General features: G+C 62.7%; 20 protein-coding genes. 9 read left to right on the forward strand and 11 right to left on the reverse strand.

Annotation, left to right across the window (positions count from 1 at the left end; translation table 11 throughout):
• A partial coding sequence (locus BLQ49_RS23475) for an integrase core domain-containing protein (RefSeq protein ID WP_143012302.1) occupies positions 1-286 on the forward strand: 286 nt, incomplete at its 5' end.
• Between the two features lie 251 nt (positions 287-537).
• Here the strand turns inward: BLQ49_RS23475 and BLQ49_RS23480 are convergent.
• On the reverse strand, positions 538-1,545 hold the full coding sequence (locus BLQ49_RS23480) for a CBASS cGAMP-activated phospholipase (protein ID WP_091720486.1): 1,008 nt from the start codon (positions 1,543-1,545) through the stop codon (positions 538-540).
• A 119-nt stretch (positions 1,546-1,664) separates the two neighbouring features.
• Between BLQ49_RS23480 and BLQ49_RS29850 the strand changes: the two genes are divergently transcribed.
• The 3 genes from BLQ49_RS29850 (at position 1,665) to BLQ49_RS23490 (ending at position 4,910) form a co-directional block, all read left to right on the forward strand.
• Positions 1,665-2,786: a CBASS cGAMP synthase gene (locus tag BLQ49_RS29850; RefSeq protein ID WP_167627771.1), complete on the forward strand. Its 1,122-nt coding sequence runs from the start codon at positions 1,665-1,667 to the stop codon at positions 2,784-2,786.
• Between the two features lie 61 nt (positions 2,787-2,847).
• Positions 2,848-4,464, forward strand: a complete 1,617-nt coding sequence (locus tag BLQ49_RS23485; protein WP_167627772.1) for a ThiF family adenylyltransferase — start codon at positions 2,848-2,850, stop codon at positions 4,462-4,464.
• On the forward strand, positions 4,461-4,910 hold the full coding sequence (locus BLQ49_RS23490; protein ID WP_167627773.1) for a Mov34/MPN/PAD-1 family protein: 450 nt from the start codon (positions 4,461-4,463) through the stop codon (positions 4,908-4,910). The genes BLQ49_RS23485 and BLQ49_RS23490 overlap by 4 nt, the downstream gene beginning before the upstream one ends.
• Positions 4,911-4,956: 46 nt before the next feature.
• Here BLQ49_RS23490 and BLQ49_RS29185 read toward each other — a convergent pair whose 3' ends face one another.
• From BLQ49_RS29185 to BLQ49_RS23520, 7 genes are all read right to left on the reverse strand, one after another.
• On the reverse strand, positions 4,957-5,151 hold the full coding sequence (locus tag BLQ49_RS29185; RefSeq protein ID WP_143012303.1) for a hypothetical protein: 195 nt from the start codon (positions 5,149-5,151) through the stop codon (positions 4,957-4,959).
• 647 nt (positions 5,152-5,798) lie between these two features.
• Positions 5,799-7,631, reverse strand: coding sequence for a TniQ family protein (locus BLQ49_RS23495; RefSeq protein ID WP_091720495.1), 1,833 nt, complete (start codon positions 7,629-7,631; stop codon positions 5,799-5,801).
• 3 nt (positions 7,632-7,634) lie between these two features.
• On the reverse strand, positions 7,635-8,720 hold the full coding sequence (locus BLQ49_RS23500; protein ID WP_143012304.1) for an ATP-binding protein: 1,086 nt from the start codon (positions 8,718-8,720) through the stop codon (positions 7,635-7,637).
• A gap of 4 nt (positions 8,721-8,724) precedes the next feature.
• Positions 8,725-11,007, reverse strand: coding sequence for a Mu transposase C-terminal domain-containing protein (locus tag BLQ49_RS23505; protein ID WP_091720501.1), 2,283 nt, complete (start codon positions 11,005-11,007; stop codon positions 8,725-8,727).
• Positions 11,007-11,774: a PDDEXK family nuclease gene (locus BLQ49_RS23510; protein WP_244507736.1), complete on the reverse strand. Its 768-nt coding sequence runs from the start codon at positions 11,772-11,774 to the stop codon at positions 11,007-11,009. Before BLQ49_RS23510 ends, BLQ49_RS23505 begins: the two co-directional genes overlap by 1 nt.
• A gap of 761 nt (positions 11,775-12,535) precedes the next feature.
• Positions 12,536-12,793 carry a hypothetical protein gene (locus tag BLQ49_RS23515; RefSeq protein WP_091720504.1) on the reverse strand — a complete coding sequence of 86 codons (258 nt, stop codon included), beginning with the start codon at positions 12,791-12,793 and terminating at the stop codon, positions 12,536-12,538.
• Positions 12,794-12,796: 3 nt separating this feature from the next.
• A complete protein-coding gene (locus BLQ49_RS23520; protein ID WP_091720506.1) occupies positions 12,797-13,684 on the reverse strand; it encodes a 3'-5' exonuclease in 888 nt (295 codons plus the stop codon).
• Positions 13,685-13,795: 111 nt separating this feature from the next.
• On the opposite strand from BLQ49_RS23520, the gene BLQ49_RS23525 reads away from it, so the two are divergent.
• Positions 13,796-14,062 (forward strand): helix-turn-helix transcriptional regulator, encoded by a 267-nt coding sequence (locus tag BLQ49_RS23525; RefSeq protein ID WP_244507737.1) that lies wholly within the window; start codon positions 13,796-13,798, stop codon positions 14,060-14,062.
• 201 nt (positions 14,063-14,263) lie between these two features.
• On the opposite strand, the gene BLQ49_RS23530 is transcribed toward BLQ49_RS23525, so the two are convergent.
• Positions 14,264-15,250, reverse strand: a complete 987-nt coding sequence (locus BLQ49_RS23530) for an AraC family transcriptional regulator (RefSeq protein ID WP_091720509.1) — start codon at positions 15,248-15,250, stop codon at positions 14,264-14,266.
• A 526-nt stretch (positions 15,251-15,776) separates the two neighbouring features.
• Here BLQ49_RS23530 and BLQ49_RS23535 point away from each other — a divergent pair.
• The 3 genes from BLQ49_RS23535 to BLQ49_RS29190 all read left to right on the forward strand — a co-directional run bounded on the left by BLQ49_RS23535 (position 15,777) and on the right by BLQ49_RS29190 (position 19,329).
• Entirely contained in the window at positions 15,777-17,726 is a 1,950-nt protein-coding gene (locus BLQ49_RS23535) for a hypothetical protein (RefSeq protein WP_143012305.1), read from the forward strand.
• 236 nt (positions 17,727-17,962) lie between these two features.
• The gene (locus tag BLQ49_RS23540) at positions 17,963-18,748 is read left to right on the forward strand and encodes a hypothetical protein (protein WP_143012306.1); all 786 of its coding nucleotides are present in this window, start codon (positions 17,963-17,965) and stop codon (positions 18,746-18,748) included.
• Complete coding sequence (locus BLQ49_RS29190; protein WP_143012307.1) at positions 18,748-19,329, forward strand: hypothetical protein; 582 nt, start codon at positions 18,748-18,750, stop codon at positions 19,327-19,329. Before BLQ49_RS23540 ends, BLQ49_RS29190 begins: the two co-directional genes overlap by 1 nt.
• Positions 19,330-19,574: 245 nt before the next feature.
• Here BLQ49_RS29190 and BLQ49_RS23550 read toward each other — a convergent pair whose 3' ends face one another.
• Positions 19,575-19,847 (reverse strand): GIY-YIG nuclease family protein, encoded by a 273-nt coding sequence (locus BLQ49_RS23550; protein ID WP_091720520.1) that lies wholly within the window; start codon positions 19,845-19,847, stop codon positions 19,575-19,577.
• Between the two features lie 245 nt (positions 19,848-20,092).
• Between BLQ49_RS23550 and BLQ49_RS23555 the strand changes: the two genes are divergently transcribed.
• Complete coding sequence (locus BLQ49_RS23555) at positions 20,093-21,940, forward strand: DUF262 domain-containing protein (protein WP_091720523.1); 1,848 nt, start codon at positions 20,093-20,095, stop codon at positions 21,938-21,940.
• A gap of 136 nt (positions 21,941-22,076) precedes the next feature.
• On the opposite strand, the gene BLQ49_RS23560 is transcribed toward BLQ49_RS23555, so the two are convergent.
• Positions 22,077-23,621 (reverse strand): E2 ligase fold family C protein, encoded by a 1,545-nt coding sequence (locus BLQ49_RS23560; protein WP_091720525.1) that lies wholly within the window; start codon positions 23,619-23,621, stop codon positions 22,077-22,079.
• Positions 23,622-23,623 lie beyond the last annotated feature (2 nt).

Here is a 23,623-nt window from a genome sequence, read left to right on the forward strand (position 1 = left end):
CTCGACCACGGCCTATATCGAGCCTGGCAGTCCGTGGGAGAACGGCTATTGCGAGAGCTTCAACGCAAAGCTGCGGGATGAACTCCTCAACGGTGAGGTATTCTATACTCTCAAGGAGGCCGGCGTCGTGATCGAGCAATGGCGGAGGCACTACAACAGCATCCGGCCGCACTCGTCGCTCGGCTACCAGCCACCCGCGCCGGAGGTCGTCCTCTGGCCAACCGAACCGAGCGGATCAGTGCCGTCCGCTCGCCCTGCCATCGTCAGCCGACCGACGATGCACTAACTTCGAACCCGGGCCACCGAATGGGGGCAGGCCAATCTCATGTAGCGTTTGGCGATCCTGCACTGACTGGCGCTGACCGGCTGCTGCAAATGAGAGCGAGAGCAATCAGACCCGCCGCCTGAACATCTGGCCGAAAACACAAGAATGCACATCAACGCCGGCTGGGTAGCCGCTGTGTGCACCACCCAGAAGAAGATAATGCGGTGGTCAACGACCAGTGTGGCCCGTTCGAGCTTAAAGACTGCCGAGAATTAAAGCGTTTGCGCGGCTCTGGCCTTCATGAAGTCAGGCTCGACAGGTTGATGGCGCAAAGCGTCGATGACGAAGCGATTGTTGCACGCCCGCTGGTAGCAACCCTGAGCCAAAGCCAGGAGTGTGCGGCGTCGCTCTTCGGTCGCGATATCCAACCCCACATCGACCGCGTGCTCCGCAGATGTATCACTATCGAGGCGTACGTACCGATCCTTAAACTCGTGTTCCATCATGAAATTTACGAGTTGCTGCTGGACGCCAAAGACCGTGTTTACTATGCGTGCGTTCACCAGCCACTCTTTTGGACCAAGTTGCGTACCCAAGGAGGCAGGCAGGCCAAAACCAGCTGAGGTCGTGCCGATACTGAGGATTCGAATGTCATCCTTTTGCTGCCCAGCGAAGTGGATCGCCTCGTGTACAGCACAGGCATCTGGCGAGTTTGCGACAAGACCCCCATCGGCGAACAGGCTCTCACCGACTTTTGCGAGAGGGAAATAGATCGGAGCCGCCGAAGTGGCCATGGCAATGTCCGCCGCCTTGCGATGCTGATCGATCCGAAGGGTGGGCGCGTGGGGTGTCTTGAACATCTGCACGCGCCCCTCGGTCATATTGATCGCCGGGATCAGCAAACGCGTTCGCGCTTCTCCAAGGAGCGTCTCTGCGCCGACGATTTTCTCCACCGTCTCTCGCAACATGGAGCCGTCGTATCTCGGTCCGCCGATCACGGCGCGGTACAATGCAATCTTTGCTCGAATCCCCTTCTTGGGGGGCTCTGGACGCGGTGGAAAGATTTTCAATCCGTCCACGATGAAGGCGTCCCGAATCTCCTCGGCGGTGTGACCCAAGCCGAGACCGAGCGCGATGATGCCACCGATCGACGTGCCAGCGATGAGGTCGAAGCATTCGCCGATCGGTTTCCCAGCTTGTTTCTCGAGCTGGGCCAGCACTTCAGCGGTGAAGAGGCCGCGGTAGCCACCGCCGCTGAGAGAGAGGATTTGGAACGTCATGGCGTCGATAGTGAGCCTGGTGGTTCTTGATCCGTTCCCAGAACTGGACCATTGTGACCCTATCTAATCGATCCGCTCCGGAACTGTTGCATCGTCCGGCACTCGCCTAGGAGCCCAGTGTGGCGAACGTCTCGAAGCTGCTCCACACCACGACCGACCCTGAGACGTTCCTGGTGAACCTCGACGCTGAGGATAGTGACCTCAAGGCGGCGAAGCAGAAGGTCCGCGCCCATCTGCGGGAAGCCTTCGGCAAGGCATCACGGGATCTTTTCGGTCAGGAGGTGCGTCCGCGCTTCTTCACGCAGGGCAGCAGCAGCTACCGCACGCTCAACGATCCCGCATGGCCACCGAGCCAGCAGAAGGATCTTGACGACGGCTGCTATCTGCCCCTGTCATTCGTCAAGGGCGAGCAGCCGTCTAGGGCGGCCGAACAATTCTTCGAATTCGTCGATGCAGTCCTGGATGAACTCGCGAAGGCCGAGGGTTGGACGCTCATCAAGAAGCCGACCTGCGTCCGCCTCGAGATCGCCCCGGACGCACATATCGATATTCCTCTCTATGCCATCCCCGACCACGAGTTCGTGCTGCTCGAAGCCCGGGCGCAGAAGATGGAGAAGGCATACGACCACGCGCCGAAACGCTGGGAGGATTTGCCTTCGAACGCGGTCCTGCTCGCCCACCGCGATGACGATTGGGTCGAATCCGATCCGCGAAAGATCCACAAGTGGTTTGTCGATGCGGTCGATATCTACGGCGAGCGCCTCCGTCGCGATTGCCGATACCTGAAGGCGTGGCGAGATCACCATCACCTCGACGACGACAAGCTGTCGTCGATCATTCTGATGGCTTGCGTCTGGACCGCCTACGAGACGATCCGAGGCCCGTTCTTGCCCGAGCGGGAGGACGAGCGGCTGCTGCGCGTCGTTGAGAGACTGCCGGGGATGCTCACCAAGGGTATGCCAAATCCGGCGAGCAAGGATGAAGACCTCAATCGCATGTCGCCCGCGCAGCGGTCTCGGGTTGCTGCCGAGGCCGGTAGGCTGCGCGACCGGCTGAAGGAGGCCGTCGAGTCCTGCGATGAGAAGCGCCGCGCGATTGATCTCATGCACGTCGCATTCGGAAAGCGGGTGCCGGATCGGCCTGATCTCGTCAGCATCCCCGTCCGGGCCGAAGCGACCATCACGTCGCAGCCCAAGAAGACCGTCCCCGCTCCCGTGGTCGGACGCTCGCAGAGTGGCTGATAGGCAGAGCGCGGCGCGGCTAGCGGTCCACGACGCTCTGCGGCAGCGCGGATTCGAAAGAGTGGCTCCGGTATCCGGCGTGCCGCACTACGCCGGCACGCTCGATCGCGACGGTCTCCGGATCCCCGTCACCCTTGAGATCAGCGATCTCGACTTCGTCAGATACCCGCGCATCTGCATCCAGGCCGGCTTTGCCATGCCCGATCGAACGCTGCCCCATCTCCTCGGCGTCGATCGGTCGGTTTGCTACTATGGCAGGGGTAGTGTGGTCCTCGACCGCTACAACCCGGACGGCACCGTGCTGCAATGCCTTGCGCAGGCCGAAAAGGTTCTTAGAGACGCGATTCGTGGCCGCTCAGACGGCGACTTCGCCGACGAGTTCCAGTCCTACTGGAGCAGCAAATTCGTCTATGTCGACCTTCCGGAAGGCTACTCAGGACCAGCACGCGTCCGACCCGCAAAGCTCGACCGCGGTGAAGTGAACGCACTCGTCGTGACGACCGGGCAGTCGTGGTTCGCGGCCGAGCCACGGGGGAGGCGTCGCGACGACGAGGACGGCACGCCGGTAGACGTGGTTTCCATCGACCAGCCTCTGACCTTCGCCTCCACCGAGGCTTGGCCCCCAACGACCGTCGCGGACATCAATTGCTGGCTGGTGAAGGCTGCGCCAGATCTTATGGGCCGACTAGAAACGGTGCTTCAGACACAATCCGGGATGTCCGCGACCGTCTTAGTCCGAGCCCCGAATGGGCTGTACTGCTACCAAGTCGACGTACCGAACCACCTGCGCAAGCCGGAATTTTTGAAGAGCCGTCGACATCGCTTGCCCGAAATGATGGCGCGTCAGCCCGCCTCGACAGTGATCGATCGGTCCATCGGCGTGCGCGCCGACGCCGACTATATGTTCGGTCGAAATCTCGGCACTATGAAGAGCCTCGTCGACAAGCGCGTCCTGTTGATCGGATGCGGTACGATCGGAAGCTTCCTCGCGCATCAACTCGCGCAATGCGGTGCCGGAGCCAAGCACGGGTACCTGTCACTCGTCGATCCGGATGTTCTCACCACCGGCAATATCGGCCGGCATCTCCTCGGCGTGCCTTATCTCGGGCGCAACAAGGCTGAGGCTTGCGCGTCCTATTTGAACGAGCAGATGCCGCTTCTAGCGATCGAAGGATATGCCGGGGACGTTCGCGCGCAGAAGCTCCCCTGGCATCAATACGATCTCGTCATCGACGCGACCGGTGAGGAAGCTTTGTCGATCGCCCTGAACGAGATCGCCGTGCAGGCCCGACCGCGACTGCCCCCGCACCTCTTCGTCTGGCTTCTCGGCAACGGCGCTGTCGCGCAGTGCATCCTGACGGGCGAGGCGGACCGCGCCTGCTTCAAATGCCTTAAGCCGGATCTAACAGGACCGCCTCGGTTCCGTGCGATACGACCCGAGACCGTTCTGGAGGTAGTGACCAACGTCGCCTGCAGCGACGCGGCCTACGTGCCGTTTCCGGTCTCTCGCTCCGTCGCAGCGGCGGCCTTGGCGTGCGATCTGGTGCTCGATTGGGCCAACGGCAATCCAGGCCATCGCTTCCGTTCGCTCACACTCGACCACCGCCGCGCCTTTCAGATTCCGGACGCTAGCCCGACGAAGCTCGCCCACTGTCCTGCCTGCGGTGGCAGAGCGTGATTTTCCGGACCCGCGACGACGGACTGATTCTGCCTGGGCACAAGATCGAGAGGGCCATCGCCACGTACGTCGGGGACGACGAGATCGGATTGGAGGCCGGCGGCATCTTCATCGGCAGTTATCGAGGTCCGCATGTCGAAATCGGCAGTTGCACGACACCGCTGCCCCGAGATCTCCGAAGACCGACCCTATTTGATCGCTGCGATCCGGGCCATCAGGCTGCAGCACTCGAAGCCTGGAGAGAGAGCGGCGGAACGGACACCTACGTCGGCGAATGGCATACCCATTCCGTCGATGACCCGGTGCCCTCAGATCAGGATGTACGGACATGGCACGCCATCATGCGACGCGTGTCCAACCCGCTTATCTTCCTCATCGCAGGTCGCCGATCGATCTGGTGTGGTCGTGGCCGAGGCGGCAAACTTGCCGGGCTCGCCGTTTTATAGGCCGGCTGAAACTGCGCCTTCAGAAAGCCAGGGGCTGATTATCCGATCAGTCTTCGAGCCGGATGCGACGGCGGCCGAGCAGGCGGCCCCGTGCGGGATCTAGTCCCGAGAACAGGCCGTTGCGGTCGCGCACTTGGACGGGGGTATCCGCACCCTGCGCGATCTGCGCAAGATCGTCTCGCCGGGCGCGCTCTTTCTCGCGGCTGCGTTCAGATGCGTTGAATGTATCGGGTGGCGGCATGGCCCGCTCCGGTGCTGCAAACTTTGCGGACCAGAAGGGTAGGGGCCTACGCCCGAAGCACAAGCGCGTCGCTTCCGAGAGAAAGCTTGCCCCCCTTCCGCAGGGGGAGAACGCGAACGCGACGCGCTTATGGGCGAAACACCATCAACGCGACACCCCCGGAGAGAGCATCGCGTTGATGGTGCTGAAGATTTTCGCAAAACCAGCGCGACGAGCTCATGGGCTACATCGCGCTGGGTTATGGGCGAAACAACGATTTTATGGGCTTAACGTCAGCCCAACTGCGTGAAGATTTAGCCCCACTGCGAGCATCTTATGGCTCTCGCCACACCTCAGTGCTGATTCTCCAAATTATGCCTCTCAGTAACGACCTGCCTCGAAGCAAAAGTGATCATCTTTTGCCTCACGCTACAACAACCATGACGAACAGCATAGTTTTACGAAAGATTTCCTCTAAGCCGTTGTTTTCGCTGGGTTTTGTTTTTGCGGTTTGGCTATTCTGGTTGTCCTGCGCCACCATAGTTTGGCATCATTGATCGCATAGTTCGCCTACAAATGCGCCGATTTACCTCGTCCGCTATCAATAAATCGACAGCAAAAAGGCCCCATAGCGGGGCCTTTTTCCATCTAGATATCAAAATATAATTTCACTGCGGTCCATCTCTCAGATATATATCGATCCCCGCTTCATCTTTCGAGATGGCAGGCTTCGCGCCTGCGCGATCGAGACGGATTCCCATTTGCAACGCATTGGTCTCAAACACACGAGCCAACTCGGACAGCAAAACATATTTTGTTTCGAATGCTGCCATATCGGTGAGAGACACCACTCTGACGGGACATCGATTGATCGGGTTCGTTACAGACCTTGAAGGTATGTATCCCTTGTCGAGGAGCTTCACGACAATAGCCGTCGTCGTGCGCAGTCGTTTCTCGATGGCTCGAGCGGTCAGGCCATCAAGCGGCTTGCCATGCACATGGGTCTCGATCTCATCGAGATCGACGAGGATGCCGAGATATCCCCGTATGGTGGGGTCGCGCCCGACGAAGTTGAGTCTGCGATCACGGATCAAGTGAATGATTTCGTGGGCTCCGCACCTGGCGCGTTTGGCGGCCTGGGGAATGTCGAATATCGGCTTCCCGCGTTCCATCACGGTCACGGCATCTCCATCGAGTTCGTCGAGAAAACGATCGAGCTCGCTACGCGCGTATCGGGCCTGGACGGCCTTACCGACGACGCCATTGGATAGAGGCCTAATGAACCCGTGATCGGCTATGATCTTGGTGTGGACGCGTCCAGCATTGAGATACGTCTCGGCGGCCTTGAGCGAGAACGCCGCACGATCGTCTTTCAAGATGGCGTCGACGTGTACGGCGTCGAACAGGACGAGGTTATCCGCACGATGCGATTGGGCCGCATCGATAATGCGATGTTGCGCGAGGATTTTGCGCAGACGTTTTGGGTTGCGTCCGAGTGCGACGGACGCGGAGCGGATCGAGTGAAGCTTTCGTCGCTGGACGGAGCGTCCCAGAATAACATCACCTGGGCCGACCGGCATCGTGTCAGTGATGTGGTCGGCGACCACGTCGATGAGTGGCTGGAAGGCGGAATCGGTCGGTTGGGCATCGAGCCATTGGTACAGGCGACTGAAGACGGCCTGTGCTTCGTCCTGTGCCGACGGATCCCGCGCGTGGGACCTTTGTATGTCGGTTAGAAAGGCCCGGATCCCTTGGTCTCCGGACTGCGCGATCTCGAAGCCCCAGCTTCCCGCGCGGTGCCAATTAGGATCCGTTAGCGAGCGCAATCTCGGCGTTGGTCCAAAGATCGAGACGGCCCCCAGCATCTCACAGGTCTTGGCAGCGGCGTGCCATGGCATTCCGTCGAGCCAGGTGGACCGCGACGTTTCACAGTTCAAACGGCCGAGGAGATAGGTTTCCGTTGATGAAGGGATCGCAGGCACTGCCCCGGCGACGAGGGGATTCAGTCGCGTGAGCGCCTGTCCGACGCCTCGGGCAAAATCGTGGAGCTCACCGGGTCGCGTCGCTTGACCGACCTGAACGAGATAGACCCCGTGGACCGGACATGTTCGGATCGGCGAAAACTGCCACAGGGCGCGTCCGTACGCGGCGATCTCCGGTTTGACCGACGAGGCGGCGATATCCGCGGCTAAGCAGTGGGGGCAGGCGTAGTAACGGCTTCGCCGCATCGTCGCGCGCACCATGGTCTGGTTGCGGTAGACGAAGGTCTCGTTTGTGCGCCGGATGGCCTGTTCGCGGAGTGCCTCGGCTGACACATCGGCCAGTTTGGCCAGAGCGTCGATCGTGTGAGGATCGCCAGCGGCGAGCGCCGGAAAACTCAAACCGAGGTAGCTGAGAAACGTGCGGACGGGATTGACGTCGTGGAGAACGGAAAGCCGGGACGCGAAGCTCGTCGGACTCTCTCCGTCTCCAAGTGCCAAGAAGGGCAGAAGGTGCGGCATGGCTCAGCCCCCCTTCCGTCTGGATTTGGTTTTGGGGCGGATCGTCGGCAGGGCGTACGGATCGGCGGCCGCGGGTTCATCGAGTGGCGCGAGTGGTCGAATGTCTTCCCATCCGTCCGCGATGAACGGGTTTTCCTCGGCGATCGCCGCTGTACGCCGTGCATAAGCCCGCGCGAAATCCTCGGGGAGTAGCACGGCCAATTCATCGTTCGCAGGTGCACGTGCGATGCGCTTCAGGGCGTTTTCGACCGCGTCCTGTGCGTACTCGATCGCAGCACCCATCTGGTAGTCACCGGCGTGGATGAGGCGCGGCGCGAGGGCATTGCGATAGGGATTTGAGATCGCGAGGCCGGCGCAGTCGGCCAGCCGCCGGATGACACCTTGCACTTTCCGCGCATCACCTGAGATGGTGATTCTTTCTAGGTGCACGAAGCTGAAACGTCCGCTCAGTTGCTTTGTCAGCTTGAGGGCGTGCGAGATCTCCGGAACACCGGAGAAGATCAACGCGATCGGCCATTCGCTGTTGATCATCAGGCACTTAAATGTGTTCAGGATTTTCTTGATTTGGTCGACGTTGGCAGGCTGTGTAACGTGGTGAGCTTCGTCGATGTGTATGATCTTGACGCCCATCAGTCGGGCGTGATCACGCACCAGGTGATGGATTCGGTCTTCGTCGCGGGGGATCGCGGTAGCGGGCATGCCGAGCTGCCGCAAGGCGTCGATCGTGAAGCGGTTGAGGGTGCACGGGCCCTCCGGAACGACGGTGACGAGGGGGCAGCCCGAACCCATGATGCCGTAGCCCGGGAAGGCGGGATGCTCGCGGAAGATGCGCTTCAGCATCGTACTCTTGCCGGCCCGGGGCTCACCGATCACTGCGAGGCCCGTCAGTTCGTGGGCATTTTCGGTATCGCTCGGCTTCGAGCCACGTTGCTCGACGATACGGTCGATGATGTCGTCGACGTATTCCAGGGTTTCCTCGTGCTTGGGCGGGCGAAAGTATTCGTCCCGCACCTTCTGCATAATCGCGCCGCGGCGGCGCTGCTCTTCCGACCGGCTGGATCGGAGAATCTCGAAGGGGCGATGGCTCACCGGACTACTCCTTGATCCAGGAATCGTCGTCGCTGTCGTCTTCCGGCGACGGTGGCGGCGGTTCGGGCGATCGGGTGGCGCGCGGCCTTACGCGTTCTGTCGGGGGTGATGCGTGGGGTTCGACTTCGGGACCGGTGATCGGGATGCCGCCGATGAGTGGGTCGTTGCCGGGTGACGCCTCCGGCCGTGTGGCGTCTTCAGGCACGGTGAAGCCGTGCAGAAGCTCGGCTTCCTTCCGGGCGATCAAAGCGGGGTCGTAGACGTGAGGGAGGATCGACAGGCGGCGTCCGGCCCGTGCGGCGATCGTGCGGATCCTTCGAAGCGCTTCGGCGACGACGGGCCGGCTCGCAGCCCGGTGCACCTCCGCCCCCCGGCGTTCGGCTCCGACGACTGCCAACCACTGAGTAATAGTTGCACCGTCGAGGCCGGATGTGGCGCAGCGAATAGTCTTCCAAACGCCGTCGACCTGCACCGATACCCATCCGAGATCGTCCGGGTCGACGCGCACGTGCACGTCAACCTCCCCCTTGTCGGCGAGAAGTTTGGCGAGGTCGGCGGACTGGTAGTGCAGTCCGAGGACGCGAACCCCGCGCTTGCCCAGCGTGCGAGAGAGGAGGATCCCGAAAATGCCCCGCTGCTGATGTGCGCCGGGCGTGCCCCGCGAGCATCCCCCTTCCTCCATCAGGCGCTGCCAGGCGGCACGCGGCGTCTCACCGCGCAAGCCTTGATGCGGCGTGTTGTGATAGACGTCGACTTCGTAGAGTACGTGCGCCCTAGCGAGTTCGTCGATGAACAGGCTTGCGTTGGCCTTGGGATCGTAATCGCCTTTGTCCCCGACGTTCGCGAAAGTTTGTCCCGAAAACATCGAGAGAAATCGCGTGCGGTCGGTCCCAAAGGACCGTTCGACATGCGTGCGCTTGTTCGGCTGCCCGACACGCGGCGCTTCAAACTTGATGCCGAGATCGGCAAGGACTTGGCGAAAACGATCCGAGCGAAATGCGCTCCCCGCGTCGCTTACAAGCGCATAGGGACAGCAGGCATAGTGCCAGGGCGTCTTCGCTCCCGACGCTACGGCGATCGGTGTCTTGTCGACGAGCATCATACGCAGGAGCGCGACGGCCGCCTCTGTCGTCTCTGAAGGCGTGAATACCGCCGCAAGCGTACAGCGCGACGCGACATCGATCGCACGCAGTAAAGTCCAGCGATCCCGCGGAACGAGTTTGCGCTGTTCGGGCGTCAGCATGTCCCACGCTCCAGTCTCAATGCAGAGCGTCATGAGTGAGACCTTGCAGCCGTCGACTTGGACGAGCTCGCCGATCCGCGTGACCTCGAAGCTCCGCTTGACTCCACCGCGCCTGCGCATGGCGTAGGTCACACCGTGCCGAGCGGCATCACGCTGGAACAGCGGAATGCGCTGCACGTGAGCGCGATACGTCGAGAAGCCGATGCGGCGAAGCGGCTGCTGGCCACGCTCGACGCGCTGGGTGTTCATCACTGTCAGAGCATCGCCGTACGCCTCGTAGCACGCCCGATAGGTCGGCCGCTTGAGATCGAGGTACGCGCGGACAGCGTCTAGGAGGACGGCATATTCTTCGGGTTCGAAGCGATCCTCATAGTTGCCGCAGCGGCAGTGGCACTGTCGTAGTCCCCAGCGCTGACCGTTCGCCGCTTCGTAAGCCTTGATCCAGCGATGCAGGGTGCGCGGCGACGGGAGGGACCGAAGCGTGATCGTCTGACCCGCGCGGACCTTACGCGGACGGCCCGATTTCGTGGGAGCAGGGGGCTTCGTTGCGGCGGCCTTTCGACCGTTGGGCTTAACGTGTTTGATCGGACGACGCGCGACGTCGAGTTGCATCAAGTCCGGGCCCGCGCGACGCATCGCGGCGGCGAGGCCTCGCGCTGTCATGTTGACCCGTTGGGATGCCTTGTACGGAGGTTTTTCCCGATCCTGGGCTGCGAGGTCCAGTGCGGCGCGTACGCAGTGCTCCCGCCAGATGACGCTCGGCATCTCCTCGGCGGGAATCTGATCGCTACTCTCGATCCCGACGTAGGCGCGAACCTGAGATGTCGATACAGTGTAGTAGTTCGGATCGTGTCGGTAATGGGGATGCTGTCGCGCGGCCTCGAAAGCCTCGTACGTGATGTGCTCGCTGAGATCGCTGCCGAATGGCCGGCACTGATACCCCGTGTCGGTGCGCTTGACGATCGTGACGGTCCGTCCACCGGGGAGGATGATCCGGTCGAACGCGGAGATGTCGTATCGGGGAGTAGGGGACTGGCGGCTCATCACGCGACCTCCCCGGCGATGCGAACCCAGGTTTCGCCGCCGATCCGTCCCTGTCCCTCCATGACGATCCGGCGCTGCCCGATAAGCCTGACGATGGCGCGGAAGGCCTCGCCCCCGTAGCCCGTGGCGTCGCGAAGATCGGCGATGCGCACGGCACCCGTCAGATCGCCGAGCATCTCCAGAACCGCCTCATCGGCGTCGTTCGGTTGATCGCGTCGGCAGTCGTTGATCAGGTTCGCGTTGGCGACTTGGATGGGTGGGAAATCGTGTTCGGTGATGAGCTTGATCTCGTCAGCGAAGGCTGGCGAGATGCGGGTCGCCAATTCGGCAAGGTATGCCTCGAAGTCGAGCGCTTTGACTCGATCACTCGGCTTGTACGCCAGGGCGATCCTGAGCCCCTCAGCGGTCGTGACGACGAAGTCGAAATAGTGCCGTCGCAGGCGTCCCTCCTCATCACGATAGGTCGCCTCCTGCTGCTCGCGGATCTCGACGATATCGTGCCGCGTGGACAGGACCATGAGGCTGTTGTCTTCCCCGGTGCTCTCAGTGAAGACTTGTTGGGGATGGCCTCCCTTGCGCCGATCCGGAATGATCGCGACGCCCTGGTTCGAAACGCTGGACCTGAAACGGCCCAGCGGGCGATCTGCCGTGCTCGGCAGGACCGATCGCCATTCCGTCGCCGACGCTTCCTCGACGGTTGGGATCGTAACGTCGCGCCCAGCGGAAGCCGGGGGCGTCGTGTCGGCGGTCGCGATGCCGCCGTCCACAGGGAGGGACTTGGGGTTTGCTCGTCTGGGCATGGGTGTCCTCAATCGGCCAGACCGCAGCAGCTGCGGTCTCAAGGCGACCGGGTTCCGCGCCGTGGAGGCAGCGGGATCCGGTCGAAGGTCGTGAGGAAGCGCGGGGACCAAACGGCAGGGGGCTTGCGGCCGGACTCCGGCCGTGCCAACCTACACAAAGAGGTCCCGGTCACCCCGGCGCATGCGCCGTTGTGTTGGGCTTCCTTTGGATGCGTTGCCCTCGTGCCTGCAAGCCTTTGAGGGGTGGCGCATTTCCGGTTTGAGAGCGCTCGGCCTTCGGACCGGGCGCTCTCTTCGTTTGGACCGACCTCTAGCGCGGTCAGGACATCACAACGTCTCCACGATGAGGGCTGTTCGCCGGCTCCTCGGCGAATGCGACATGATCTGCGCAGGGCGATCGTCGAGTCAAGCGGCTCGACAGTTGAGATGACGTGCGGACTAGCTTTAGGGGCAGAATCAGCGGTCGATACAACTGGGTTTAGGCCGTAAAAGTATGACTTCGTTCGACGAAGCTTGATTGTTGCGTCATTTGCGATGACGGTCGAGCCCCTGATGCTTTCGATCATGGTCCGGTCGTCGTGAAGATGTCGTATCGTCGGGCTGTAACGTCTCGGAAGGCGCTGCCTGCGGCAACGAGTCCACCTCAGCGCCTTAACCTTGGGTTTTGCGCTGCGGCCGCCGCGAGGGCTCTTCCGCTCCGTGCGGCTCGACCACGAACGAGGCCGTCGTCAGTTCTCGAATTGCGCCGATAACTTGGGGCGTCCGGGCTCGAGTACAGTCTGTACAAGCAGAATTGCCAACAGGGCGACGCAAATCTGGGCGAGGACGTACATCGCGAGATGGCAATGCCAACTCAAGAGATCCTGGCGCAACTCATCGATCGCAGAAGCCGTGGCGTCTTCGGCGATGGCGGCGACCGCGTTCAGCTGGGCGGGTGTAAAGTCCGACAAAGCGGAGGCGACCGTTGAATCGTATGGACCCTTCATTGCTCAAACCCGCGCCGAGAAGCGATCACACGGGTCGATCGCGATGATCGGCACGTTGGCGTCATATCTGTAGGCTTCACGCCGTAGCCATTCGAGCTCCAGTCCGACCTCGTCTTCGGGGAGGTCCTTGAACCAGCAGCGTGTCTGGCTGACGCTGCCGTCGTCCCAGCGATAGCGCCGGGCCTTCAGAAGGTCCTTGGCTTCGTAGGGGGCTCGAACCGCTTTGACACGGTAGACAGGGAGGAACGCTTGTTCCAGCAAATGCGAGAAGCCGGTCCGGCCCGACCGTGGCAGGGGACGGGACAGGCATTCCAACGTCGCCTGACAATCGTCGACTGCGCGATGCGCTGAGAAGATCAACCCGAGATCGCTGGCGATGTACGAGAGCTTGCTTCCCATACCCTCAGCCGCCCAAGGAACTTGCTGGAGGCTACAACCCCATGGCTTGTTCTTGAGCGCTGGGCAGACGTCCTCGGCAAACGGCCGGTCGAACGACGCGTTGTGCGCAACGATAAGGTCGGCCCGCTCGACCATCGCCTCGACGCGCGATCGCTCGATCATATGGCCCTCGACCATGGCGCTATCGATGCCAGTGAGCCGGGTGATCTCGGGCAGGATCGGGCCCCATGGTTGCTGGAACGAGCCGTAGGGCTCCTCAGCCGCGACCAAGCGTCCGTCCACAGTGTATGTGAACGGAACGAGCCCGATCTCGATCACTTCATGGTAGTTTGGATCGAGACCGGTTGTCTCGAGATCGATGAGGAGTCCGTGTCGGATTTCGGCATCGCCAGGATGCTCGAACAGGCGTCTTGGGTGATGGCGGCGTAGCACGCGATAGTCGGAACTGCGCTCAAGCGCGGTAGCGACGAGTTCGGGGTCGATATCAAGCATGTGGTTTGCACTCCTGCGGTAGGTGCAGCCTCAACATAGCTCGTCGGCCCCAAAACGAAACAAATTGTATCGTTTTGGATCATCACAAATTTGTGATCGGATGGTAAACACGTGGAAAGGGAGTTGATCCGGGCTGGACGAGCGCTGCTGGGATGGTCCCAGGAAGATCTCGCGCGTCATTCCAAAGTGAGCCGTCAGATTATCGCCCTGTATGAGAATGGCGCGCGCGTTCCACATAGTGCCAACCTTGAGCGATTGGTCGAAGCCTTGCATTCCGCCGGGGTCACTGAGGTCCGTCGCAAAGATGGTTCCGCCGGGGTCATTGCGAGCGGAGCGGCCTTAGAGGCGCAACGGTCCGTTGAGCGGTCGGATGGATGAGCGGAACGTATCGCGGCGTCCCTGTCACAGCAGCGCTATTGATAATGGATTTTACTTACATAAGTCGCGAACGCAGGACTGGGACCTGCGCGACGTCCTCAACACGTCACGCCGGACGCAGGCGACGGTCTTGTCGTTCGCGACCGGCGCGTAATCGGGGATGTTGGTAGCGGCCCTCGGGGGCCGACGGCGCACCTGACGCTAGAGGTCTTTCATCCAAGAGAGGAGTAGCGACGTGTGCTCGGTCGCGACGTCAGGGCGTCGCTCGGCATCGACCTCACTCGGATTGAGCCCGTACTTTCGGCGAAATGCGCGGCTGAAGACTTGTTCGTTTTCAAAGCCGCAGTCGAAGGCGAGACGGCGGATCGGCGGGCGGCGTTCGGACGAGGATCGCGTCAGGATTTGCATGGCTCGCGCCAGCCTGCGTTCGCGGATGTAGGTGTAAACCCCGCCATCGGCGTCAAACAGTTTGTAGAGCGGCGTCCGCGAGAGGGCAAAGCGCGCCATCAACAGTTCGGCGTCGATCGTCGCGAGATTTTCCTCGATGAACTGGCGGATGGCGATGCCCGTGACGGCCGCTTGATTGTAGGCGCTGTCGGTCTCCGAGAGGAACATCGCGTTGCACAGGGCGATCGTCGCCGACACGACGTGGCTCGCCTGGGCGGGAGTGGCGACGCGTACGGATTGCACGAGGTTGGCGAAGTGATCGGCCAACAGCTTGGTGATGGGGCTCGATACCGAGGGGACGATCTGTCCGTGCCACGCCGAGACGTCGCCGACCCGTCCTTCCAGCAAGCGACGGGGGATCGCGAGGTTGAGCCCGGTCATGCCTTTCGTTTCCGAGAGGATGGGCTGGGACAGGTCGAACGTCACGAACGAAGGCTGGGTGATTTCCGAGGGGCTGCCCGACACCGAGATATTGGTTCGCCCAGACGTGTAGAGCCTCAGAACCACGTGATCCAGGTTCTGTGCCGCGACCATCGCTGGCGTACGCTCGATCGTCTGAGCCGACGCATCGATCTCGCCGAAGACGAGCTGGTTCATGTGGTGATAGCGATGGAACGCTGTCGGCGGCACGATCGCATCGGCCTCGATCGTCGTGATGAAGAACGACGAAAGACTCTCGATCCAGGCGCGACGCCGTTTCTCGTCATCGGAGATATGCTGGAACTGATAGTCGACGATCATAGGCGAGCGCGAAGCTTAAGGGGCTAGAGGTGGCCCGCCACGCTCTGGCTTGAGACCTCTGTAACTAGCGTCCTCTGGGAATGTTGGTATGCGTACCGTCGGTAAGACCAGCGCTTTTAAGACATTTCGTCCTCCAGAAAGGACGCAAAATCCGCTAGAAGGTTCTTCAGGGGACGGTCCGTCCCTCACCTCGCGGCTTCCTCGAACCTCGATCACACCGCAAAACGCCTTCTGAGGCACCCGGTTCACGCGCCGATCGAGCCCGCGTTGTTCGGGGGCTCGCGGGGAAGCATCGGACCATTTCCCCGAATCTGCGACCCCACCGGGATGGAACGTCCGCAATCCGGGGCGCAACATCCGGAGATCAGGTGAAACGGACGCGATGTTTTAGGCCCGCGTCAACGGTCAAGCTTTAGATTTGGGCTGTTCGAGACGCGGCGCGCTCCATGCCGTGATGCGACGAACATTCCGATCCTGTCGTGTCAAACTGAGGGTTGATCAGATGCTGCGGCGTCTCCCCCAATCTATGGCCATAGCCCTCGCGCTCGTCTCAGTCGGGCACGGCGCGTCGGCCGACGTGCCCGACTGGGTGAAGGCCTATACGACCGAGGCCTTGGCGGCTCCGGTCACCCTCGACACTGCGCTGCGGTATCGCTGGTACCAGATCGGTGTCGCCGTCCGTTCCCAGCACCCGATGGTGTACGACATCGACATCGCGCCCGCCGTCCAGCAACTGCGCCAGCACGGTCTTTCTGTACAGGAGGACCTCAAGCGTCAGCTCGACGCCCGTCTAGCCGTCGTACCCTCCTTGGAAGTGGCGGGGCCGGCGACAGCGCAGTGCTCCTGGATCATGGCCCGCGAACGCGGGGAGGGGCTGACACAGCTTCAAGTCAATCTCGACGCCTACTGCCGCGACCATGCTGCCCCGGCCCTCTATGCGCGGCTGGTCCGGGAGCGGGCGGACGGCATGGACGTCCGGCTCGCCACCATGCCCAGCCTATCGACCGAGTATCCCGGCCGCCTCGTCGGAACGTCGGGCTACGTCGGACGGGAGGACGTCGCAGCCACCTATACCCGAGCGCTGGATCAGCGCCTCAGGAAGGCCGAGCCAGCAGTTACCGACGAGCTGCACACGATCTTCGCTAGGAAAGCTTTCGGTGAGGGCAGCCTTCAGACCGATGCCGCGCAATGCCGCGATCTGCTTGGGCCTTGGTATCCGGGAGACGACGCCTTGCGGGATCTGGCCGCGTCCGATCCCTTGAACGGTGGCATCGCAGCGGACGCGCCGCGCCGTTTCGCGCGCACTATCGGCGGGGTCTGCCGCCGGGAAGCCAAGGCATGGTTGCTGCGCCAGCAGCCGACGATCACGACGGCGATTCGGTCAGCCGTCGCGGCGGTCGATGTCGAGCGGGGTCCGATCCTCTCAGTCAACGCACGGTGTTCTGCGATCCTGGGACGCTGGTTCCGTACAGGGGTCAAGTTCGACGCAGACCTGGTCGATCCGCTTCAAACGACCTGCCGACGCGAAGTGGAGGCTTTGACTGCGAAAGCGATTGCGGCGCGGGCTGCGATGATCACTGCGCGGTTTGAGCGGTCTCCCCGGACGCTCGCGGGCCTGGAACAGAACGGCTGGTTTGAGCCCTCGGCGGAGGAGATCCAGGGTGCGACAGATCCGAATGATCGTGACCGTGGAGAGGTTGAGTCCGGGTTGAGGGCGCGCGCGGCCACCGTCGTCCGGCCGTGGCGGGAGGCGGCCTGGGAAAGTGCGCTGTCAGAGGTCGCGGATGCCTACGCTCGCGCCGGTCTGACCGACGTCGCACTAACCTCGGCGCGGGGGCGTTGCGCGCCCTACCTCAGTATGCCCGGGCGATCGCTGCCAGCGGGTGGGACGGATCTGCGCACGGCTGTCGCCGCCGCCTGCCGTGCGCAGGAAGGGCGTTTTCTGGCCCGGCGCGTCGAGGCCGCGCTCGCTGAGGCCCATATCGCCGACGTGCTCGGGCTAGGGCGGCTCGCCACGAGCTCGCCTGACGGCCGCGCGGTCTCGCTCAAGCCTCGCGCGGTGGTCGCCGCTGCGGCCGCCAATGGCTATCAGATCCGCTTCCGGCGTTCGACGTCCTGGGGGTTTCAGACCCGCACGACGATGCAGATTACTCCTCTGGGCAGCACGGAACCGGCGCTGGACGGCACGCTGGAACCTGAGTCCCGGGCCGACGGCGTCCCGGTCTGGCGGGTTACGGCGCTGGAGGATCTGCCCGGCCTGGATGGGCCGCTGGCTACGATCGCGTGCGTGACACAGGGATCGCAGGCCGCGCTAGCGTCGCTGGCGAACATGGCCGCCGGCACCCTCATCGGGATCGCCGCCGATGCCCCGTACACCGCCAGTGCGCTGATCCTGGACGGCACTACCGGCCTCCTCGAGGTCGCCGCCTGCGGCGATGCCAAGGCCGCCTTCCTGAGACAGGACGCTTTGCGATGATCGGACGTTCACATTCCGTCCTGGCAGCGAGCCGATCAGTCCGGCAGTTATCCCGACCGACGTCGAAGTTCGGTGCGAACGCCGTTGCTGCGATAATTGCTTTCACTACGGCGGTCGCCCCGACGCACGCGGAGACGCCAGGCTCAATGGCAAAGCCTCAAGGAGGCGTCGCCATTCCAGAGGTCGTCCGGCGCGCTGTCACCGAAGGGTGCGCTCCGGCGGCGATCAACGCGTCCATGGACACCGCTGCCTTCGGAAATCTCGCGGCTTGGCTTGAGACTCGGGAGCGGCCGATTGAGGCGCGGCGTGTCCGAGCGATGATGGGCCTCGAGACGGAGTTCTTCGGCTCCATGCGCGATCAAGTCGGGCAGTTCATCGGCGCGCAGGTATACGCGCACGAACGCGGCGGCCGCTGGGACGCGGAACGCAACCTCTCGCTCGCCGCGACGCTGCTCGGCGGGACCGACAATCTCATCCGGTATGTTGCAGCGGCGCGTGCCGTCCATCTCGCCGTCTATGAAAGCGCGAGCCGGTCGCTGTTCGCGACGCCGACGCCACGGTTCGATCGCTGGGCCAAGGATGGCGATCCCGAACCGGGCATGACCGCGCTCAAAGCCGATATGAACTCGATCACCACCCGCGCGGCTTTCCAGATCCCCCTGAACGTTGGTCGACATATCCTCAATGGGAGTGGCTATGGCCTTCCTTTCACACCTCACGCCGAAGCCATCGTTTCGGTAGATACCGAGGCGCTCGCGGCTATTGCAGTGTCGCGGGCCGAGGCCATCCAGGCGCTGATCGGAAGCGACGCGCCGCTTCGTAATCGCCTCGCTTCCAAGCTGTCGCGCCCGCAGGACGAGGCGTCGCAACCGACCGACGACGGCGATGTGGCGCTGACGTTCGCGGCGTGGCTGCCGAGCCTTTGCCTCGCATACCAGCAGATCCTGACGCCCGCGTGGTTCTCGCAGCGGGTCATCGACGAACTCTACATCGCGCCGCTCAAGGCCAAGGGAGACTGGTGATGCACCCTGACGTATTGGATGGCGACTTCCATAGGTCGTTCATACGAAAGATTGGCACGGCCCGAGCGAGGGTCCTGTTCGGTCTTGCGGGCTTAACAGCCTTCGGTGTTGCCGGTATCGTCGGCCCGGTTCAGGCAGGGTCATCGTGGCAGCGGCTGTCGTACTCCGATCCACGCCATCCCGGTCCGCTCGACGCAGTTGCGCTGCCGCTCTGGCAGCGTGAATTGGCTGGCAAGCCGTTCTATCAAGTCCATGCCGCACGCTTCGAGGACGCAGGCACGACTTACCTCGTAAGCGTCGCCTTTGCCGGCGGCATCTGCACGATGGGAGCCAACGATCGCAATGCGGTGGCCGAGCCTGCGATCTGTCCCGTGCGGGTCGATGTGATCCAGGGTGGCACCATCGTGAAAACGGTTCGGTCCAAGGTGTGCTCGGTTGCGCCACTCCCTGAGGACACGACGGCCAACCAGACCGACGCGACCGAGGTCGCATTCGACGCCGCATCGCAAGCGATCAGTTTTCGGTCGCGGTTAAGCGGACGATGGGTCCGCCTCTGCCAGCGGCAAGTGAAGGTACGCTAAGATTGGTGGCTCCGTTCTCGCCCAGCCGCCTCGGTTCGACGCCCTGTGGCAGCGAACCGAGGAGTAGATTGCTGAGGCGGGTGGAGCGGCTGACAACCAGCTCCACAAGTATGCCAAGGCCGGTGCCTGGCTCGGGAGGATGCCTCATCCGCCCAGGTGAAGTGCGTGACCGGTGTCTATGTTGCGGGGAGGCCAGGAGCGGAGATTGGCTACCTCCTGCCCTGAGCCTCCCTCGCCACGCTCGCTCAGGCGGCGATCGTCCGTACCTTCTGGCCGAGCGCTGCGGTCATAGCATCCGCGACGGCATCGGCATCGATCCGAAACCACTCGGTCGCGCTGTGCGGCGTACCGTCTGGTCCGGTGACCTTCAGGGCAACGTGGTACGGCCGCAGCTGCTTGTGAACCAGGCGCTCGGCTTCCTGATAGCTCTTTGCGGCATCGGCAAGGGCGTGCCGGCGAGCAGCATGGTCCTCGTGGAGACCCTGCCGTGCTGTGATGCCGTCCCAGACAACTGTCACTCACCGGATCCCTGTGTGGCAGCGAAGTGCCACCTCATGCGGGTGACGGGTGCGCCTGACGACGACCTGAAGTTTCAGGCGACGGCCGTGATCACGCAATTGCGAGCGGGCAACACCCGGGCCGGATCGTCAAGCGAGCTTGCTGACCACGTGGCCGGCAGGCTTGCGTCTGGCTATCATCGGCCGACGTAGACCGAGCCCTCGTCGATCGGACGAACCACGCGCGCGGCTGCACGGGGATTTTCATGAAGCCGTTCACGCGGACGATCATCGAGTTGTTCGACGGCAAGCGGCGCTATCTCATTCCGCTCTATCAGCGTCAGTATGCCTGGAAGGTTTCGCCGCAGCTGGAACTGCTGTGGCACGATATCGCCCGCGAGACGACGCGTTTGGAGAAGGGGGGTGTCACAGGCGCGCCCCACTTCATGGGTGCGATGGTGATTGCGCAGGTGAAGACATACGGGCGGCAGGTCCCGTCCTACGAAGTCATTGACGGGCAGCAGCGCCTGTCCACGTTCCAGCTGCTGATGATCGCGCTCCGTGATGTGGCGCGCATCCATTCGCCGGAGTACGCGACGGAAGCTGGCAAGTACCTTTTGAACGACGGCGTCATGGAGAACCCGCAAGTCGAGCGCTTCAAGCTTTGGCCGACGCTTTCGGATCGACGGGCTTTCGCCACCGCCGTCGATCCGGACGCGGTGTTGCCGGAGGCCGACGTGACCGAGACCGAGGAGGGGGTGGTGCGCCCGGCGACCGCCGCCCATGCCTACTTCGTCGCGAAGATCGAGGCCTACATCTCTCCCGGCGGGGTCTACGATGCGTTCAAGCTTGAGAAGCTGTTCGAGGCCTTGAAGACCGGTCTCGCGGTCGTCGCGATCGAACTCGAAGGCGGGGATGATCCGCAGACGATCTTCGAGACCCTGAACAGCCGCGGCGTCGATCTCTCCGCCGGCGATCTGATGCGCAACTTCATCTTTCAGAGGGCGACCGGTCTCGGTTTTGAGGATGGCACTCTGATCGTCGACGGCTTGTACCGGCGGTACTGGCTACCCCTCGACGCATGGTTCTGGCGTGAGGGCGATACGCGGGGTCGCTTGAACCGTCCGCGTCTCGACTGGCTGCTATCCGACCATCTCGCGATGATGAAGGCCGAGCTCGTCTCGGTAGAGACGCTCTTCGAAGGCTACCGGCGTTGGATCATCGACGCGGCACCGTTCGGGGGTGACGTTGAAGCAGAACTCCGAGCGATCGCGGCGAGCGCCGCCGTGTTCCGTCGCTTGGCGGGTTGCGACGAGGCCGACGTGCTCGGTCGCTTCGGTCGGTTCTCACGTGCGTTCGACGTGTCTACGGCGACGCCGCTGGTACTGTACCTCGGCACAACAATCGAGAATCCGGACGAGTTGGGCGCGGCGCTAGCGATCATCGAGGCGTTCATTGTGCGCCGGGATATCTGCGGGCTGCCGACTGCAGGGTACAACAAGACCTTCACAGATCTCATCGCGGGCTTGAAAGCGGCCGAGCGTCCAGCGCTGCTGGCGACGTTGCAAGACGGGCTGGCCGCCGGCAAGCTGGACACGGTGCGTTGGCCCAACGACGCCGAGTTCGGTGACGCTTGGCGCTCGCGCACCCAGTACAAGCCCGCCCGCCAGGGGCGACTGCGGTACCTGTTCGAGCGCATCGAGGCTCGCAAGCGCGCTAACAACGACGAGATCGTTGCGATCAAGTCCGATCTCACGCTCGAGCACATCATGCCGCAAAAGTGGCGGACGCATTGGCCGATCCCGGGCTTCAGTCACGAGGACGAGACTGCGCCGAGCAGCGAGTACCTGGCTCGGCAAGCTGTCCGAGTGAGCAAGGTCGACACCCTGGGTAACCTCACGCTCCTCACCCGCAGTTTGAACGCGACCGCTTCGAACGGTGCGTTTTCGGTGAAAATGCCTGAGATCCGGGCGCAGTCAGCGCTCGTGCTGAACCGGGAGTTGCACGATCACGCCGAGTGGAACGAGGAGACGATCACGGCCCGTGGCGCATCCCTGTTTAAGATCGCTGCTCAGCTATGGCAGGCTCCGCCTCCGCCCATCCAAAACGCGTAGTGCAGCCTTCCCTGATGGGAATTTTTGAAACTGCCGATGGCGGCAAAAGTCATGCTGCCATCTCTTCAGGGAGGCGCTGGCCGGGGTATAGCGGACCAGCGCCCCTATAAGGCATGTCAACCGCCGTGACGTCGACCTACATCGTCGCCGGAGCACGGTCCGCGTACTTTGCGTTGTAGATCCTGGTGTAATCACGATCTCCGCAAATACAGCGACCGGTCGCATCCCGCGCATGGGGATCATTGAAGTGGGTCCCGAGCGGACGCAAGAGATTGAAACGTGTCGTGGTCGTGACCATCCCGAGTTCACCCTTAGCGTGTTTGACGAGGTCGGCGGCCAGCAAGATGCCGGCGAGCGCGGATTGGAACGCCATCGGTACCGTGGTGCCGATCGGTCGCCCACCATCGGTCAACCGAAACACGACGCCACCACAGACGGTGCTCTGATAGAAGCTCCGTAGCGGCTGCTCGGCAAAGGGGCGCAAAGCGTCGAATGGTATGCCGAGTGCGGTCGCGATACGCTCGACGAACGCGATACTGACGGGCTCGGAGGTTTGCAGCATCCGCCGGACCTCCGGCTGCGCCTCGGGCAATCCCAACTCCTCAGCGATGCGATCGTCCTCGTCCTTGACCTCGCCAGCCGGCAGGTAAAGGCACGCCAAACACGCACGACCATCCGCAAAGCCGTGTCGGGAGACGCCCAGGTCGCCCTCCTGGGTCCAGGCGTTGACGATCCACCGGGGGAGGGCACCCTGAACCGCGATGCGATCGCGCGCCGTATCCAGTGCGACGGCGACACGTTCGAGGTGCCAGTCATCGCGACTGGCCAGGTAGGCTCCCCACGTGGTGCGGTGGGGTACGACGTTCAGACCAGTCCCGCCGAGCAGGGACGCGGCGACGGCCACCTTCTCGGTATCGACGTCGGCCTGTCCCATCAGTGCGTAGCGCTGCAGGTTCGACAGGTCGACGGACTCGTGATCGATCAGATGCAAGGTCCCTGTCAGCGAGGTCAGCCGAGAGAGCGCCCAAACGCCACCGTTTCCGATGGCCCCGAGTCCGACCAAGTGGGTTTCCCCGAGGTCGACCGGGCCGATCTCACCCTCGGTGGCAGCAGTGGGGTTCGAGCGATAGCTCCGTAGATCGAGCGTGATCTCTGCATCGAGGCTGCCGCCCGGGATCTGGTCCGCGAACACGGCGCGGAACACGTTGGCGACGGCGATGCAGGCTGCCGCGCCTGCGCCGAACGGGTTGGCGCTCGCCCCACACCCAATCGGATTCGAGGAGGAAAAGCGCGCTGTCCAGCCGTCCGATCCGGCGAAGAGTTTCGTGCCTGCGATGTCGGGGATCGCCCGGCCGACGCAGATCGCGATCGTCACGCGATTGGGGTCGTCCTCCAAGTGGATGGCCGGATTGATCGATCGGGCTAAGCTCGTCAGCTCAGCCGCGTGCGTGGCGGCCTGATCGTCTAAGCCATGGATCACCAGCCTCGGGTAGAGGCGGGCGAGTAGGCGGACCGTCAGGTCCAGCAGCGCCGCGCCTTCCGCTGTGCCGGCCGCCTCCCCATCAAAGGCGATGCCGATGGCCTGCGCTTGCAACCGCTCAGAGAAAGCGGCCATGCCGAATCCTGCGAGCACCTGAGACGCGGCGGTGGCGACGCGGTCGAAGAAATTCGCGAGGGCCATGC

Origin of the sequence: Methylobacterium phyllostachyos (assembly GCF_900103445.1) — a bacterium.
Lineage (GTDB): Bacteria > Pseudomonadota > Alphaproteobacteria > Rhizobiales > Beijerinckiaceae > Methylobacterium > Methylobacterium phyllostachyos.